Source organism: Nocardia sp. NPDC058519 (genome assembly GCF_042719755.1).
Lineage (GTDB): Bacteria > Actinomycetota > Actinomycetes > Mycobacteriales > Mycobacteriaceae > Nocardia.
Window position 1 is genome coordinate 39,882 of record NZ_JBHXNK010000043.1, and the last position, 16,418, is coordinate 56,299.

Here is a 16,418-nt window from a genome sequence, read left to right on the forward strand (position 1 = left end):
CGTCGAACCGATTACCCAACCCACCCGGCCCGCACCCGCGACCCCTGGGGAGCGGCGGCCACGAAGCGGACGCCGACAACACAGCTAAGCTGGCGGAGTGTCTCCTCCGGCCGATCGCGCGAACAGTCGACGCCGCCAGCCGCGGCGGCGTGGTTCGGCGAACTCTGCCGGCAAACCTCGCATGCGCACCGTGCGGGAAACCTCGGCAGGCGGACTGGTCGTCGAGGGCCTCGACGGTCCCAAAGACCAGCGCACCGCCGCCCTGATCGGCCGCACCGACCGACGCGGCCGGCTGTTGTGGTCGCTGCCCAAAGGACATATCGAGCAGGGCGAGACCTCCGAGCAGACCGCCATCCGCGAAGTCGCCGAGGAGACCGGGATCGACGGCGAAGTGGTCGCCGAACTCGGCAGTATCGATTACTGGTTCGTCACCGAGGGCAGACGGGTACACAAGACCGTGCACCATTTCCTGCTGCGATGTCTCGGTGGTGAATTGTCCGATGCCGACGTCGAAGTCACCCAGGTTGCGTGGGTTCCGTTGAGCGAGTTGGATTCCCGATTGGCCTACGCCGACGAACGGCGGCTGGCCGAAGTGGCGAATCGATTGATCGACCGGATGGAGACCGGCAAGCGATGACGGGTGGACTGATCCGGCTGATCACGGCGGTCCTGACCATCTTGGGTTCGATGACGCTGCTGCCCGCGGTCGCGCACGCTCAAACGGACGGGTCGGGAACGCCGAAGTTTCTCAAGCTGACCCTTGACGCGGTGGCGCCGGGCACGGTCACCACCGGCAGCGACCCGAAGCTGACGGTGTCGGGCACGGTCACCAATATCGGCGACCGGGTCGTCGACGATGTGAGCGTGCGAATCCAGCGGGCTGCCGCGGTGGATTCGCCGAGTGGGTTGCGCAGCTCGCTGCGTCTGGACCAGGTGAACTACGAGGTGACCGGTCCGTTCCAGGATGTGGCGCCGCAGTTGAGTCCCGGTCAGCGCAAACAGTTCTCGGTGAGTATCGCGTTGCGCGCTGGCTCGGAGGCATCGCTGGGGCTGACCGATCCCGGTGTGTATCCGCTGCTGCTCAATGTCAACGGCGAACCCGCCTACGGCACCCAGGCCCGGCTCGACGACGCGCGGTTCCTGCTTCCCGTGCTTGGGCTGCCCGGCACCGACGACACGAATCCACCGGTCGGGGCACCGCCGGAAGCGTCGCCCGTCGCGACCACGATGATCTGGCCGCTGGCCGACCGGCCGCGCATGGTCGCGGGTAAACCCGGCGCGGTGAACGGCCAGGTCGAACTGATCGATGACGAACTGGCGGCCTCGGTCGGCAAGGGTGGACGCCTCGAACAGCTCGTCGCGGCCCTGGAATCGGTGGTGCCGACGCCGGGCAAAGACAAAGGGGTCGCCGGATCGGTGTGTATCGCCATCGATCCCGACCTCGTCTCGACCGTGCAGACCATGACGCGCGGCTATCGGGTGCTGGCGAGTCCGTCGGATCCGAGCGGGGCGACCAGGGAGGGGACCGGGGCGGCGAACGCGCAGGCCTGGCTCGACCGGTTGCGCGCGCTGGCGGGGTCGATGTGCACGGTGGCCTTGCCGTTCGCGCAGGTCGACATCTCGGCGCTGGCCTCGGTGAACGATCCTGGTCTGTCGGCGCGGGCGCTGCTCGCGCCCGCCGATGTAGTGGACTCGATCCTCGGCACGCAGTCGTTGCGCGGGGTGAGCCTGCCCGACTCGGGCAGCATCGACGATCCGGCCGGGCAGTTGTTGCGCCAGCACGGGTACGGGACGGCGGTGCTTGCCGGTTCGGCGGTGTCGGGTGACGGGTCGCCGCCCGATACCGACAACGCGCTCACCACCGCGCCGACCATGCTCACGCCCGATGTCGTCGTGGGTGGGGAACAGCCCGCGCCCGATGTCGTGCGGGTGCCGAATGTGAGCGTCGAACCGCCCGCCGGTGCCGCCGTGGGGACCGATCCCGCGCTGCGCGTGACCACCTTCGATATCTGGTCGGCGACCGCGCTGGCCGCGGTCGGTTCGAATCCGCCGACGCCGTCGTTCACGCCGTCGAAGGTGCGTTTCGACGTCACCAACGATTCGCGCTCGGCCCGATTGCAGGACGCGCTCGGCGCGATGGCGTGGAGCGCGCTCAATCCGTCGCCGGACCGGCCGCGATCGCAGTTGCTGATGCCGCCGCAGCAGTGGGGTGCCAGCCGGGAGGAGGGCGTCGCGCTGCTCAAGCAGGTCGAACTGCTCACCCGCAACAACCTCGCGAGCCCGCGCGCCTTCACCGACCTCGTCGCCCAGGCGCCCGATCCGCGGCCGTTCGCGCTGGAATATCTGCCGCGCGCCGCCCAGGACGCGGCGCCGGAAGAGTTCATCGGACCGATTCACGCCCAGGGCGCCCGGGTGACCGAGCTGATGCGCGCACTGGTCGAACTGCCCGAATCCGAGCTCACCCCACACGCGTTCCTGACCCCGGCGCGCGAGGATCTGCTGCGCGCCCTGAGCCTGTCCGACCGCAGGGCCGACAACGACACACTCGCCGACCTGCACGCCCAGCGGCGCATCGACCAGGCGACCCGGGAACTGGACACGATGTTCTCCTCGGTCTCGGTGCTGCCGCCGGGCGGGGTGTACACGCTGGCCTCCGAGCAGAGCCCGTTGCTGCTGGTGGCGCGCAATGAACTGCCCGTCGCCATCCGGGTGATGTTCCGGATCGAAGCGCCTGCCGAGACGAACATCACCGATATCGGCGAACAGCTGCTTCCGCCGTCCGGTACCCGGTCGTTCCAGATTCCGACCGAGGTGAGCGACAGCCGTAAGCTGGTGATTCCGATCGCCCTTACCACCCCGGACGGGATAGCGCTAGGAGAGGCGACCTCGGTCTCGGTGCGCTCGAACGCCTACGGTCAGGCCCTGGCCATAATTACCGCATGTGCCGCGATACTGCTGTTGCTGCTGGCCGGGCGCCGACTGCTGCGGCGGTTCCGCGGGCAACCCGACCCCGCCGACGAAGGGTTCACCCCGGAGACGGTGGAACGGGCGGGTCGGCTGCGGCGCGCACGTCAGCGACTGCAGCGGCAGTGAACGCCCGCGCCTGACGCGCGGTCAGGGCACCATGACAGACAAGGACGAGAGTGGCACTGGTGAGCGAAACGCTCATCGGACCGGCGGGATTCGCGGGTTACGCCGGGTACAGGAGGCATGATGGGCGACGATGATTCCGCTCATCGGCGTGACCACGACGACGACCCGACCCTGCGCCGGGCCCCCAGCGCGCCGTGGGAACGCGGGATGACGGCCGGGCAGGACGCTGATCACGACGAGGCTGTGCCACACGTGGATCGACCCGGGGATCGGCGCCCTGGTGTACCCGGTCATCGACCCGACTTCGCCGCGCCCCGAGATGGGCGTCCGCCGGTCCGGCCCGGTGATCCGGGGTTCGATCCGCATGCGATGCCTCGTCACCCCGGTGCCGGACCGCAGCCCGAGCAACCGGGCCAGGCCGGTTACCTGCCCTTCGAACAGACCGGATACCGGCCGGGTTCCGCCGACCCTGGCGCACCGGCGCCGCCCTCCGGTCAGCGCACCCCCCGCCCCGCCATGCCGCCGGGTCAGCCGGCTTATCGCCCTGAACCCCCGCCGCCCGGATACCGCCCAGGACCGGACCAACCGCCCGCTGGACACCGCCCAGGACCGGGCAGGCAAGGCGCGCCCCAACCGCCCGGCGGCTATCGCTCACCGGATCCGCAACGTCCGCCGCACGGCGAACGGCCCGGACAGGTCCCGAACCCGCGTCAACAGCCACCCGGCCCGGCGAATCGCTCGGGTGAATTCCCGCAGCAGCAACGTCCTGTACCGCCCCAGCGCCCCGGCGTAGGCGGTCCTTCCGGCGCACCACAGCACCCTGCCGGCCGCCCCGGCGAGCCACCGCGCCCAGCGGCATACGGCCCCGACGGTCGCCCCGCGCCTCCACAGCAACGCCGCGCGCCCGGTTCCGCAGGGCGCTCGGGTGAGTTCCCCCAGCAGCAACGCCCCGGCCCGGGTTCCGCCGGTCGTTCAGGTGAGTTCCCGCAACAGCAACGCCCCGGCCCGGGTTCCGCCGGTCGTTCAGGTGAATTCCCGCAACAGCAACGCCCCGGCGCCGGACCGGACGGGTTCGCCCAACGGCGGCCCGGCCCGAACCCTTCGGGCGAGTTCCCCCAGCAACGCCCCGTCCCGCCGCGTGGTGCGCAGTCCGGCGCCATTCCGAGACAGGATCGACCCGATCAGGCCGGTGGGCGGCGGCAGAGTCCACCGGAGCAGGGGCGACCCGTGCCCCCGCGTGGAAGTTTCCCCGGGATGCCCGCTGCGGATTCCGCGCGGGCAGGTGCGGGATCCCGCGACCGCAGGCCGGGAGCGGGCGGTTCGCCTGCTGTTGATCGGTCTGCGGAGCGGACTCAGGTCATCGCCCGGCCGAAGAAGGTGGCCGCCGAACCTGCGGCGCAAGAAGCGGGCAAGGCCCCGATGAGCGCCAATGCCAAGCTGCTCAAGGACTCGGGTTCGATCGCGGTCGCCACGCTGATCAGCCGGATCACCGGGTTCGCCAAGCAGCTGTTGCTGCTGACGGTGCTCGGTCCGGCCATCGCCAGTGCGTTCATCTCCGCGAACCTGATCCCGAACATGATCGCCGAGCTCGTCCTCGGCGCCGTGCTGACCGCCATCGTCGTGCCGACCTTGATTCGCGCCGAGCAGGAGGACGCCGACAACGGTGCCGCGTTCGTGCGCAGGTTGGTGACAGCGGCCTTCACCGTGCTGTTCATCGCCACCGTGCTCACCTTGGCGGCCACGCCGATCCTGGCCGGTCACGTGCTCGTCTCCGCCGACGGCAAGGTGAACACGGACCTGACCGTCGCGCTGACCTACCTACTGGCACCGGCGCTCCTCTTCTACGGCATGTCGGCGTTGTTCACCGCGATCCTCAACACCAGGCAGGCGTTCAAGCCGGGTGCGTGGGCCCCCGTGATGAACAATGTGGTCGCGTTGACAGTGCTGGCGGTCTACGCGCTGACACCCGGCGAGATCACCCTCGATCCGGTGCGGATGAGCGATCCGAAACTGCTGGTTCTCGGCCTCGGTATCACCGCGGGCGTAGCGACACAGGCGCTCTGTCTGCTGCCCGCGATCCGCAGGCACGGGATCAACTTGCGTCCACTGTGGGGTGTCGACGCGCGCCTCAAGCAGTTCGGCAAGATGGGCATCGCGATCATCTTGTACGTGCTGATCAGCCAGGTCGGCTTGGTGGTCGCGAACAACATCGCTTCCCAGGCCGACGTGGCGGGTCCCGCGATCTTCGCCAACGCTTGGGCGCTGTTGCAGCTGCCCTACGGCGTGATCGGGGTAACCCTGCTCACCGCGATCATGCCGAGGCTGAGCCGCAGCGCCGCCGACGACGACACCCCCGCGGTGGTCGACGACCTGTCCGTCGCCACCCGGCTCACGATGATCGCGATGATCCCGATCGTCACATTCATGACCCTCGCGGGCCCGGAGATCGGCCAGGCGCTCTACGGCTACGCGCGATTCGCCGGGGACGCCGAACGGCTCGGCGATGCCGTGAGCTGGTCGGCGTTCTCGCTCATCCCGTATTCGCTCGTGCTCATCCATCTGCGGGTGTTCTACGCGCGCGAGCAGGCGTGGACACCGACCTGGATCATCCTCGGCATCACGACGATCAAGATCCTGATCTCGGCACTGGCACCGGTCATCGCCCGCAACAGCGACGATGTGGTGATCGTTCTCGGTGTCGCCACCGGCCTCGGATTCACCGCGGGCGCGGTGATCGGCGGCGTACTGCTGCACCGCAGCCTCGGCGACTTGCGCATGGTCAATGTCGGCCGAACTGTGACCAGAGTGTTGCTCGCCTCGATCGCCGGCGGCGCGGTGATGCTGATCGTCGATACGGTGACCGGACTAGACCGCGTCTCGGGGGGCGCGGGCTCGTTGCTGCGCGTTGTCATCGATTCGCTGGTCATGTTCTCGGTGGCGTTCGGCCTGATGCGTCTGGCCGGTATCCCCGAGGTCGTCGCCATCACCGTCGCGATCTCGCGCAAGCTCGGTATCACCCCGCCCGCGCCGGATCTCGGACTCGACGACACCCCGGCAGACGACATCTACGCGACCACCGTCCTGCGCCGTCCCGATACCTATGGATTCCCCGCATACGGGCAGTCTTTGGACACCCAGACCATGGTGCTTCCCGTCATTCGACCGGGCGCTGTTGACAGCACCGGTAAAGCACAGTTCCCGTACGCTGTTCCGCAGACCGACACGGGTTTTCAGGCCGAAGGAGGACCGAGGGTGAGCGATGACGCGGTGGGCGGCGTCCCGGCCGCTGATTCTGCGGCGCGCGCGGCAGCAGGAATGTCCACCGAGGTCGGGCCCGATGCGCCGAACTCGACGGATTCCGAGCATACCGACGCGCCAGACGAAGGCGATACGCACGAGGAAGACGCGCGTTCGGCCATGCCGCCGCACGATCCGACATACGACACCGGCATGTTGCCGATCCCACCGCAGGTGCCCCCGAGCGCCGCGGCCAACCGTGGTCAGCGCGGCCCCAAGCTCATCCCCGGCGCGTCGGTCGCCGGTGGCCGGTACCGGCTGCTGGCCGGTCACGGCGGTGCGCGCGGGCTGAAGTTCTGGCAGGCACTCGATATCAAGCTCGATCGCGAGGTCGCGCTGACCTTCGTGGACGCCGATCAGACCTCCAGCGAGAACTCCGGTCACGACGGCCCGCAGGCGGTGTTGTCGCGCACGCTGCGACTGGGCCGGATCAATTCGCCGGGCCTTGCCAGGGTCCTCGATGTGGTTCGCGGCAGCTCCGGCGGCATCGTCGTGGCCGAGTGGACCCCCGGCCGTTCGCTGCGCGAGATGGCCGAGACCGTGCCGTCGCCGATCGGCGCGGCCAGGGCCATCAGGGCACTCGCCTCGGCGGCCGAACTCGCCCACCGTGGCGGCGGCTCGCTGTCGATCGATCACCCCGATCGGATCCGGATCAGTGCCTCCGGTGACGCCGTCCTCGCGTTCCCCGGCACACTCGGCGATTCCGACGCGCAAGGCGACGTCCGTGGCCTCGGCGCGATGCTCTACGCCCTGATCACCGCGCGCTGGCCGATTCGCGTCGGCGGTGTCACCGGCTCGGCGGCCACCATCGGCGGGCTGCGGCTGGCCGATTTCGGGCCCGACGGCACCCCGGTGGAACCGCGGCAGATCCGGCCGGAGGTGCCGTTCGAGATCTCGGCCGTCGCGGTTCGCTCGCTGGAATCCAACAAGGGCGTTCGCACCGCTGCCACCGTGCAGCACGTGCTCGAGCAGGCCTCGGTCGTCGACCAGAAGACCGACTTCATTCCGGTCTTACGTCTGGGTCAGCGGGCGGTTGCCCCCGGTGCCGATTCGCTCGCCGACCCGGAACTGCTCGCGGCCGAGCGGGAACGCTCCAAGCGGATGATGTGGATCATGGTCGCCCTCGGCGTGCTCGCCGCGCTGGTGGTCGGCGTGCTGATCTGGTGGATGGTCAGCATCTTCGCGCCCGGCGCGTCGGACAAGCCGCTTGACCAGCAGATCAATATCGGGCTCACCTCTAGTGTGGCGCCGCCCGCGGCGTCGGCACCGCCCGCCGATGACCCCGCGGCACCGCCGACGAGCGTGCCGGTGCCGGTCACCGGTGCCGCGGTGTTCTCCCCGGAGGGCACGCCCGACGGCGCCGCGGCGGCGGGCGCGGTGCTCGACCACAACGCGACGACGGTGTGGCGCACCGATCAGTACTTCCAGCAGTTCCCCGCCCTCAAGAAGGGCGTGGGACTGCTGGCCACGCTGCCGACACCGGCGAAGCTGACCAATGTGTCGATCACCTCCCCCAGCGCGGGGAGCACCGTCGAGATCCGCACCTCGCCCACCGAGGCGCCCACCCTCGACCAGACCCAGCTGATCGGCTCGGCCAAGCTCGGTGACGGGGTCACCGATATCGCCGTGCAGACCGATCAGGCCGCTCGTTTCGTGCTCGTGTGGATTACCGGACTGGCGAACTCGGGCGGTCAGTTCCAGACCGCGATCGCCGACGTCCGCTTCGACGCGGCACCTTAGTCCGTAAAACCCGGACCGCACCCCTCCCACCTCCGCATCGACGCAGGTGGTCGATCATTTCTGGGCCCGTTGCCGATCTTCATCGAACCGCGGTCCGGTTGGTGCGTAATTGTTATCAACGATATGATCCCTGCGCGCTCTCGGTTGGGAGTTACCCAGGATTTGTCGACGTCGATCCTGGATGCCGCGTAGTAGTCAGGTGATGGATCGGCCTTGTTTCGCCGACTTGAAGTCGCCGTAATGAGCGCTGTCCAAGGGGTCAGTTTTGTCGCCGGATGTCAACGAGCAAGTCCGCGGTGTGCCACCGCGGCAGGTCGCGCCAAGCGTCCGCTCGTTCCTGGAGAACGGCAGCGACAAGCAATTGCTTGCCGCCCACGTGCGCGGGGAACCGCATGTCTTCGCCGAGCTGCTGCGCAGGCATTCCGACCATCTCTGGCAGACCGCGCTGCGCACCTCCTACAACCGCGAGGACGCCGCCGACTGCCTGCAGGACGCGCTGTTCTCGGCCCATCGCACCGCAGGCTCGTTCCGCGCCGAATCCGAGGTGCGCAGCTGGCTGCACGCGATCGTGGTCAATGCCTGCCTCGACCGGATCCGGCGCAACAAGACCCGTCGCGCCGTCTCGATCCTGCCCGACACCATGCCAGAGGCGATCGACCCGCATGATGCGTTTGCTCACTACGAACTGTCCACCGTTGTGAGCGAGGCGTTGTTCACCCTCCCTGACGAACAGCGGTTGGCCCTGGTGATGACCGAGATGGAAGGTCGCAGCGTCGCCGAAACCGCCGCTGCGCTCGGCGTGGCGCCGGGCACGATCAAGAGCCGATGCGCCCGAGCGCGCGTACGTTTGCAAGAACGTTTGGAATTTTTCCGGGATCCAGGGAACCGGATGTAGTCGGGATGCGTCATTAACAGTGACGAACAAGTCAGCGATGTAAATCCTGCGATCCGATATCGACAGAACAGGGGAGGTGCGAGGGTGTCTCGATCCGTGCCGCAGCCTCCGTTCCCGTCGGAACTGCTGGCCGATCTGCATGCCGACAATCTCGCGCCCGAACTGTGCGAGCAACTGTGGCCCGTGGTCCGCACCGACGTAGACGCGCTGCACTACCTGAACAAGCTCGACGAGGTGAACACCCACCTCCGCACGCTCGCCACCGACGAGCGGGTCATGCACCGCATGCCCGACGACGTGGCCGACCGCATGTTCCGTTTCGTCGCCCAGCTCGACGCGGGGGATGGGCCGACCGACCGAATCACACCGCTATCGGCCGTTCCCCAGACGTCGGCCGCCGAGCCGCCCGCACCAACCGCCGACGAGGCCCCGATCTCGCTGGACCGATACCGCTCCCGGCGCCGACTGGGGCTGCTCGCCGCGGCCGCCGCTACGGTGGCCGTCCTGGCGGGAGCCGGTGCCGTGTTCAGCACCCTCGACACCACCGAGGGCACCCCCACCGCCGCGCCCTTCACCGAACCGGCGGCCCCCGACGACGAACTAACCACCGCCGCCGCACTGCGCGCACTGGGCAAGCGCGATGTGATCGGGCCGCTGGCCGACGACGCCGCCCTCACCCGCTGTGTGCAAGCCAACGGCATCGACCGGGCGGTGCTCGGAGCGTCGAATATCACCTTTCGTGGCTCCGACGCCGTCCTCGTCCTTGTCCAGGGCGCCGAGGCCCCGACGATCACCGCTCTCGTTGTCGGCACCGGCTGTACCACCGGAACCCCCGAACAGCTGACCCTGCGCGACATCGGCTGACATCAGGTAAAACCGGGCCAGGGGCGGTGTACCTTGCTGTGTTTGTTGGAGCGCTGACGCGCTCGAGTCGGGGCCCTTCGGGCCCCCGATCTTCCCTCCCTCCGGGTACTCCTTCGTCGCACCCTCCGGTCAGTCCAGATCGGGGCGGGCCCCTCCGGGTAGGGACATATCAGGGTTACTCGGACCAGGTTGTGTACTTGGTTGTTTGTTTGTGCGCCTTGCACCACTTGTGGGCAGCACCGACGTGCTGTGGGAACAACACCGTTTAGGCTGTTGTTAATCGACACGTCCCCACATTGCTTTTTCGGAAGGGCCCCATGAGCACGCCAGTTCGCGACCTGATCATCGTCGGCTCAGGACCCGCCGGCTACACGGCGGCCGTCTACGCCGCCCGCGCGGAGCTTTCGCCGCTGGTCTTCGAGGGCACCCAGTTCGGTGGCGCCCTGATGACCACCACCGACGTGGAGAACTTCCCCGGCTTCCGCGACGGCATCATGGGTCCCGACCTCATGGAACAGATGCGCGACCAGGCCAAGCGTTTCGGCGCCGAGCTGCGCACCGAGGACGTCGACGCGATCGACCTGTCCGGTCCGGTGAAGAAGGTCACCGTCGGTGACGAGACCTTCGAGGCTTACGCGATCGTCCTCGCGATGGGCTCGGCCGCGCGCTACCTGAACGTGCCGGGCGAGCAGGACCTGCTCGGCCGCGGCGTGAGCGCCTGCGCCACCTGCGACGGCTTCTTCTTCAAGGGCCAGGACATCGTCGTGGTCGGTGGCGGTGACTCCGCCATGGAGGAAGCGACCTTCCTCACCAAGTTCGCCGCGAGCGTCACGGTCGTGCACCGCCGTGAGGAGTTCCGTGCCTCGCGGATCATGCTCGAGCGCGCCAAGGCCAACGAGAAGATCAAGTTCCGGCTCAACTCCGAGGTCGTGAAGGTCAACGGTGAGAAGAGCGTCACCAGCCTCACCCTGCGCGACACCCGTACCGGCGAGGAGTCCGAGCTCGACGCGACCGGGCTGTTCGTGGCCATCGGCCACGACCCGCGCAGCGAACTCGTCAAGGGCCAGGTCGCACTCGACGGCGAAGGCTATGTGCAGGTGACCGATCCGGGTACCGCCACCGACGTGGCCGGCGTGTTCGCCGCGGGCGACCTCGTCGACCACACCTACCGGCAGGCGATCACCGCCGCGGGTACCGGCTGCCGCGCCGCGATCGACGCCGAGCGCTGGCTCGCCGAGCAGGGCGACATCACCGCCAACACGCTCGACCACGCCGACGGCCCGGCCGCCGTGCGCACCAACTGATTTCGAGTATTTCGAGTTCCACCCCTGTCGAGGAGACACCCATGGCCGAGAGCGCCAACACCATCACCGTCACCGACCAGTCCTTCGCTGATGACGTCCTGCTCAGTGAAAAGCCGGTGCTGGTCGACTTCTGGGCCGACTGGTGCGGCCCGTGCAAGATGGTCGCCCCCGTGCTGGAGGAGATCGCAGGCACCCACGCCGACAAGCTGACCATCGCCAAGCTCGACACCGAGGCCAACCCCGGCATCGCCCGCGACTACCAGATCCTCTCGCTGCCCACGATGATCTTGTTCCAGGGTGGCAAGCCGGTGAAGCAGATCGTCGGTGCCAAGGGCAAGGCCGCACTGCTGCGCGAGCTCGACGGCCTCATCTAACACAGAGCATCCGATAAAAGCGTCTCCTACCGGCCGACGCGCCGTAGGATGCCTGGACCCGGGATTCCCGCAAAGCGGCCCGGGTCTGCGACAATTGACGCCACGCTCCGGCCGAAGGAAAGGGCTCTCACGCATGCACCGACTTCGTCACGGCGATTCAGGACCAGCCGTCGCAGAGGTTCGGAGCACCCTCGCAAGCCTCGGCTTCCTGCATCTCCCACACGTCGAATCCACCGACGTCCCGGAGTATTGGAAAGACACCGAGGCGGTGTTCGATCGGCCCCTCGATTCGGCGATCCGCGCGTTCCAGCAGCAGCGCGGTCTCCTCGTCGACGGGGTGGTCGGTCCGGCCACCTATCGCGCGCTGAAGGAAGCCTCCTACCGGCTGGGTGCTCGCACGTTGATCTACCAATTGTCGGCACCGCTCTACGGTGACGACGTGGCCACCCTGCAGCGCAAGCTGCAGGATCTCGGCTTCTACGTGTACCGGGTGGACGGGCACTTCGGCCCGCACACCCACGACGGTCTCAGCGCGTTCCAGCGCGAGATCGGTCTGTCCGCCGACGGTATCTGCGGACCCGACACCTTGCGCTCGCTGGATCTGCTCGGCGCGCGTGTCACCGGTGGCAACCCGCACCGCATCGCCGAGGAAGAAGTGGTGCACCGGGCAGGCCCGCAGCTCACCGGTAAGCGGATCGTCATCGACCCCGGATTCGGCGGCACCGACAAGGGTTTCGCGGTACCCACCGAATTCGGCGACGTCTTCGAGTCGGAGATCCTGTGGGATCTGGCTTCCCGCCTCGAGGGCCGGATGGCCGCGACGGGCATGGAAACCTTCCTGTCCCGGCCGTGGGGCGCCAACCCCACCGATGTCGAACGCGCCGATACCTCCAACGCCTTCGATGCCGATCTGATGATCTCGCTGCGCTGCGCGACCAGTGACAACCCGTCGGCGAAGGGGGTGGCCGGCTTCTACTTCGGCAACTCCCACGGTTCGGTGTCGATGATCGGTCAGGTACTCGCCGGCTTCATCCAGCGCGAAGTAGTGGCCCGAACCTCGGTGCAGGACTGCCGGACTCATCAGCGCACCTGGGACCTGCTGCGCCTGACCAAGATGCCGACCGTTCAGGTCGACCTCGGCTACCTCACCAACGACTACGACGCCTCGGTGCTCACCAACCCGCGCATGCGCGACGTGATCGCCGAAGCGATTCTCATCTCGGTGAAGCGGCTCTACCTACTCGGCCAGGACGACCAGCCCACCGGCACCTACACCTTCGCCGAGTTGCTCGCCGAAGAACTGGCGGCCGCCGACGCGGGCCACGTTCCCGCCCCGCGCGTCTAGCGCCTGCAAAGACCAACGGCCCCGCGATTTCTCGCGGGGCCGTTCTTGTTGTCTCGGGTCAGAGTGCGCCGACGCGCGACGGCGGTTCCATCGAGGCAGCCGCCAGCAGCTGGTCGAGTGCGCGCTCGACGTCTTCCTTCCAGCCGTGATCGGAGTTGAGCTCCAGCCGCAGGCGGGGGAAGCGGTGATGCGGGGCCACCACTTCGAAGCCGACCTCGGCGAGGAAATCCGCGTCGATCATGCAGGTTTCGGGAGTGCACCTCGTCGCCGACGACGGGTCGCGCAGTGGCGCCGCGATCCGTTCCATCAGCCGCATCGACGATCCGAAGCCCCGATCGGCCACCGAACTGGACGGTGGGCCGTTGCGAATGCCGAACGCCTCCAGCGCACGCACGCCACGACGCACCAGATCGGCCACCACGGCCTGAACAAGGCGATGGGCTACATCGGCCTCGTCGTAGGGGAATTCGGCCTGCAGCGTGGTCAGCAGGACCGCATCCGGGCTCACGGGGGAGGTGGGGAACAGTGCCGACCGCGGCACCGCACTCGGGGGGGAGTACAGCGCGCAGCCCGCGAGGTTGTTGTCCACGTGGGCCACCTGCCCGCACGAGCCCCATTCGAGCATCACCGTCGAGAGCCAGGCTTCCTTCTCGAAGACCGGATCGCTGAACGCGTGCGAGTCAGCGGCGACGGCCGGGTCGAGCTCCCAGAACACACACCGCCGGGTGTGCGCCGGGAGCTGACCGAGCCCGTCGAGAGTCAACGCCGTGACGCTGGTCGACACCGCTCTGTTCAGCCTCCAGCTGTCGGATTCATCCACGCTCACGCCACATCACTATCCACAGTACGTGCCGCCTCTTTCAGTCACAGTGACGTTTCGGGGCCGACTTGCTCCATCAGCGCCACGATGCGCTCGAGATCTTCGACCGAACCGAACTCGACAACGATCTTGCCCTTGTTCTTACCGAGGCTGACCGTGACCCTGGTGTCGTAAGACCCCGAGAGTCGCTCGGCAACATCCTGCAGTCCCGGCATGTGGATCGGTTTGCGTTTCGGTGCCGGGGGAGCGGTCGGCGAGGGCTCGCGATTCGCGAGTTGCACCGCTTCCTCGGTAGACCGAACCGACAGCCCCTCTGCGACGATCCGCGCCGCCAGTACTTCCTGTGCGTCCGCGCCGGCATCCAAGCCGAGCAGCGCCCTGGCGTGTCCGGCCGAGAGCACCCCGGCGGCCACCCGACGTTGCACGGGAATCGGCAGTTTCAGCAAACGAATCATATTCGTCACCACCGGCCGGGATCGACCGATTCGCGAAGCCAATTCCTCGTGGGTGACATCGAATTCCTCGAGCAGCTGCTGATAGGCCGCCGCCTCTTCGAGGGGGTTCAGCTGCACGCGGTGGATGTTCTCGAGCAGCGCGTCACGCAGCATCGAACCGTCGTCGGTGTCGCGGATAATCGCCGGGATGGTGGCGAGTCCGGCTTCCTGGCAGGCGCGCCAGCGGCGCTCGCCCATGACCAACTGGAACTTGTCGACGCCCGGTTCGATACGGCGCACGACGATCGGCTGCATGAGACCGAACTCGCGAATCGAGTGCACCAGCTCGGCCAGTGCGTCTTCCTCGAAGACCTGACGCGGCTGCTTCGGGTTCGGCTCGATCAGGTCCGCGGGAACCTCGCGGTACACCGCGCCGCCGGGGGAGACCAGATCGGATTCGGGCTCGGGTTCCGGCTCGGCATCCGGAACCCGATGCAGGAATGCCTCGGCCGGTTGCGGGCCGATCGGATTGATCCCGATCACGCTTGCCGCGGCACTACTCAAGCCCGGCGTCACGGCCGGACCCGTCGGGATCAATGCGGCCAACCCGCGACCGAGACCGCCCTTTTTCGCCTGACTCATCGGCTACCGATCCCTTCTTCGTTCCAACTCACGCTCACGCTACGACGCGTCTTGCTTCAGCTGCGCACGACTGGCGAGCTCGCGTCCCGCGTCCATGTAACTCATCGCACCACGGGAGCCTGGATCGTAATCGAGCACGGTCATCCCGTAGCCCGGCGCCTCCGAGACCTTCACGCTGCGCGGGATCATCGACTTGAGGACGACGTCGCCGAAGTGGTTGCGCACCTCCTCGGCAACCTGGTCGGCCAGCTTGGTGCGGCCGTCGTACATCGTCAGCAGGACGGTCGACACGTGTAGTTCCGGGTTGAGGTGCGCCTGCACCAGCCCGATATTGCGCAGCAGCTGACCCACGCCTTCCAGCGCGTAGTACTCGCACTGGATCGGGATCAGCACCTCCTTGGCCGCCACGAGCGCGTTGACCGTGAGCAGGCCGAGCGAGGGCGGGCAGTCGATCAGCACGTAATCGATGTCGAAACCGACCATGCCCGCCTCGCGGATCGCGGTCTTCAACCGGCCTTCCCTGGCGACCATCGAGACCAGTTCGATCTCCGCGCCGGCCAGATCGATCGTGGCCGGAACACACAGCAGGCGCTCGCTGTGCGGGCTCACCTGGATCGCGTCCTTGACCGTCACCTCGCCGATCAACAGCTCGTAGCTGGACGGCACACCCGAGTTGTGTGCGACGCCCAGCGCCGTACTCGCGTTCCCCTGCGGATCAAGATCGACCACAAGGACCGTCATTCCCTGGTGCGCTAGCGCCGCAGCGAGATTGACCGTCGTAGTCGTCTTACCGACGCCGCCCTTCTGGTTGGCGATAGTGATGATCCGTTGCTCGCGAGGTTTCGGCACATTGACCTTTCCTGGATGCAGAATCTGGCTGGCGCGTTGCGCTTCCGCCGCGATCGGGGTCTCGGCCGGGGAGATATGCCCGAAAGGAGTATTCCCGAACGTCTCCGCGTCGAAGTTGCTGGAATCCAGCATCCCCGGGACCCGCGACGTTGTTTCCCGTGAAACATTCGCCGGACCGCTCGACATAGATTGCTCCTAACCCGAGAAACTTCAGATCACGTATCCCCGACGAGCGTCGGCGCCGTGTCGTCACAAACAAACTGTGTCGGTGGAGAACTCGAAGACTCGAGGAGGGTGGCTCACTCCCGCCCGACTCTGACAGCTTGCCAGCCCTAAGTCAGTTAGGAAAGCTGAATCGCGGCACGCCGAGAAGGACACGCTCATTCCGCCTCTCCGAGCCTTCAGCGTGCCGTCCGGTAGCGCGACTGTTCTCCTTCGGCCTCACGTGATGCGGGTAGCCATTGGGAGGTGGTTGAGGAGTTACCCATGTCCTCGGGAAATCAGTCGGTTGCATCCCGCGGCCCAATCTCCGCAGCGCACAACAGTCCGCGTTCCACGTGAAACCATCCACCCCACTCCCCCCGCCACACTGAACACACCCAAGACCGCAGTCACACCGCACACACCAGGTCTGCCATGACCACACTCCCAGCCCCCACCCGCGACCCCTAGGGAGCGGCGGCCACGAAGTGGCCGGTCGCGGCCGGGTCGCCGGTTAGCCGCCGTTGCGTAGGCGACGAAGGAGCAAGCAACGGTGGCTA

At 67.5% G+C, this 16,418-nt stretch carries 12 protein-coding genes; 8 read left to right on the forward strand and 4 right to left on the reverse strand.

The annotated features are described in order from the left end of the window. The first annotated feature begins 181 nt into the window (after window positions 1-181). Entirely contained in the window at window positions 182-637 is a 456-nt protein-coding gene (locus ACFWPK_RS31740) for an NUDIX hydrolase (protein ID WP_378922054.1), read from the forward strand. Continuing rightward, window positions 634-3,093 (forward strand): DUF6049 family protein, encoded by a 2,460-nt coding sequence (locus tag ACFWPK_RS31745; protein ID WP_378922056.1) that lies wholly within the window; start codon window positions 634-636, stop codon window positions 3,091-3,093. The genes ACFWPK_RS31740 and ACFWPK_RS31745 overlap by 4 nt, the downstream gene beginning before the upstream one ends. Before the next feature lie 72 nt (window positions 3,094-3,165). Here the strand turns inward: ACFWPK_RS31745 and ACFWPK_RS31750 are convergent, their stop codons facing one another. Continuing rightward, a complete protein-coding gene (locus ACFWPK_RS31750) occupies window positions 3,166-3,459 on the reverse strand; it encodes a hypothetical protein (RefSeq protein ID WP_378922058.1) in 294 nt (97 codons plus the stop codon). A gap of 888 nt (window positions 3,460-4,347) precedes the next feature. Here ACFWPK_RS31750 and ACFWPK_RS31755 point away from each other — a divergent pair. From ACFWPK_RS31755 to ACFWPK_RS31780, 6 genes are all read left to right on the forward strand, one after another. Continuing rightward, window positions 4,348-8,130, forward strand: coding sequence for a murein biosynthesis integral membrane protein MurJ (locus ACFWPK_RS31755; protein ID WP_378922060.1), 3,783 nt, complete (start codon window positions 4,348-4,350; stop codon window positions 8,128-8,130). Between the two features lie 298 nt (window positions 8,131-8,428). Then, window positions 8,429-9,025 carry an RNA polymerase sigma factor SigM gene (gene sigM, locus ACFWPK_RS31760; protein WP_378922081.1) on the forward strand — a complete coding sequence of 199 codons (597 nt, stop codon included), beginning with the start codon at window positions 8,429-8,431 and terminating at the stop codon, window positions 9,023-9,025. A gap of 96 nt (window positions 9,026-9,121) precedes the next feature. After that, the gene (locus ACFWPK_RS31765) at window positions 9,122-9,889 is read left to right on the forward strand and encodes a hypothetical protein (RefSeq protein WP_378922062.1); all 768 of its coding nucleotides are present in this window, start codon (window positions 9,122-9,124) and stop codon (window positions 9,887-9,889) included. A gap of 317 nt (window positions 9,890-10,206) precedes the next feature. Continuing rightward, window positions 10,207-11,193: a thioredoxin-disulfide reductase gene (gene trxB / locus ACFWPK_RS31770; protein WP_378922064.1), complete on the forward strand. Its 987-nt coding sequence runs from the start codon at window positions 10,207-10,209 to the stop codon at window positions 11,191-11,193. 41 nt (window positions 11,194-11,234) lie between these two features. Next, complete coding sequence (trxA, locus tag ACFWPK_RS31775; protein WP_056822621.1) at window positions 11,235-11,567, forward strand: thioredoxin; 333 nt, start codon at window positions 11,235-11,237, stop codon at window positions 11,565-11,567. Window positions 11,568-11,700: 133 nt separating this feature from the next. Continuing rightward, the gene (locus ACFWPK_RS31780) at window positions 11,701-12,912 is read left to right on the forward strand and encodes a peptidoglycan-binding protein (RefSeq protein ID WP_378922067.1); all 1,212 of its coding nucleotides are present in this window, start codon (window positions 11,701-11,703) and stop codon (window positions 12,910-12,912) included. 58 nt (window positions 12,913-12,970) lie between these two features. Here the strand turns inward: ACFWPK_RS31780 and ACFWPK_RS31785 are convergent, their stop codons facing one another. From ACFWPK_RS31785 to ACFWPK_RS31795, 3 genes are all read right to left on the reverse strand, one after another. Then, a complete protein-coding gene (locus tag ACFWPK_RS31785) occupies window positions 12,971-13,696 on the reverse strand; it encodes a GNAT family N-acetyltransferase (protein ID WP_378922083.1) in 726 nt (241 codons plus the stop codon). An 80-nt stretch (window positions 13,697-13,776) separates the two neighbouring features. Continuing rightward, the gene (locus ACFWPK_RS31790) at window positions 13,777-14,808 is read right to left on the reverse strand and encodes a ParB/RepB/Spo0J family partition protein (RefSeq protein WP_378922069.1); all 1,032 of its coding nucleotides are present in this window, start codon (window positions 14,806-14,808) and stop codon (window positions 13,777-13,779) included. 39 nt (window positions 14,809-14,847) lie between these two features. Beyond that, a complete protein-coding gene (locus ACFWPK_RS31795) occupies window positions 14,848-15,789 on the reverse strand; it encodes a ParA family protein (protein ID WP_378922071.1) in 942 nt (313 codons plus the stop codon). Window positions 15,790-16,418: the final 629 nt, after the last annotated feature.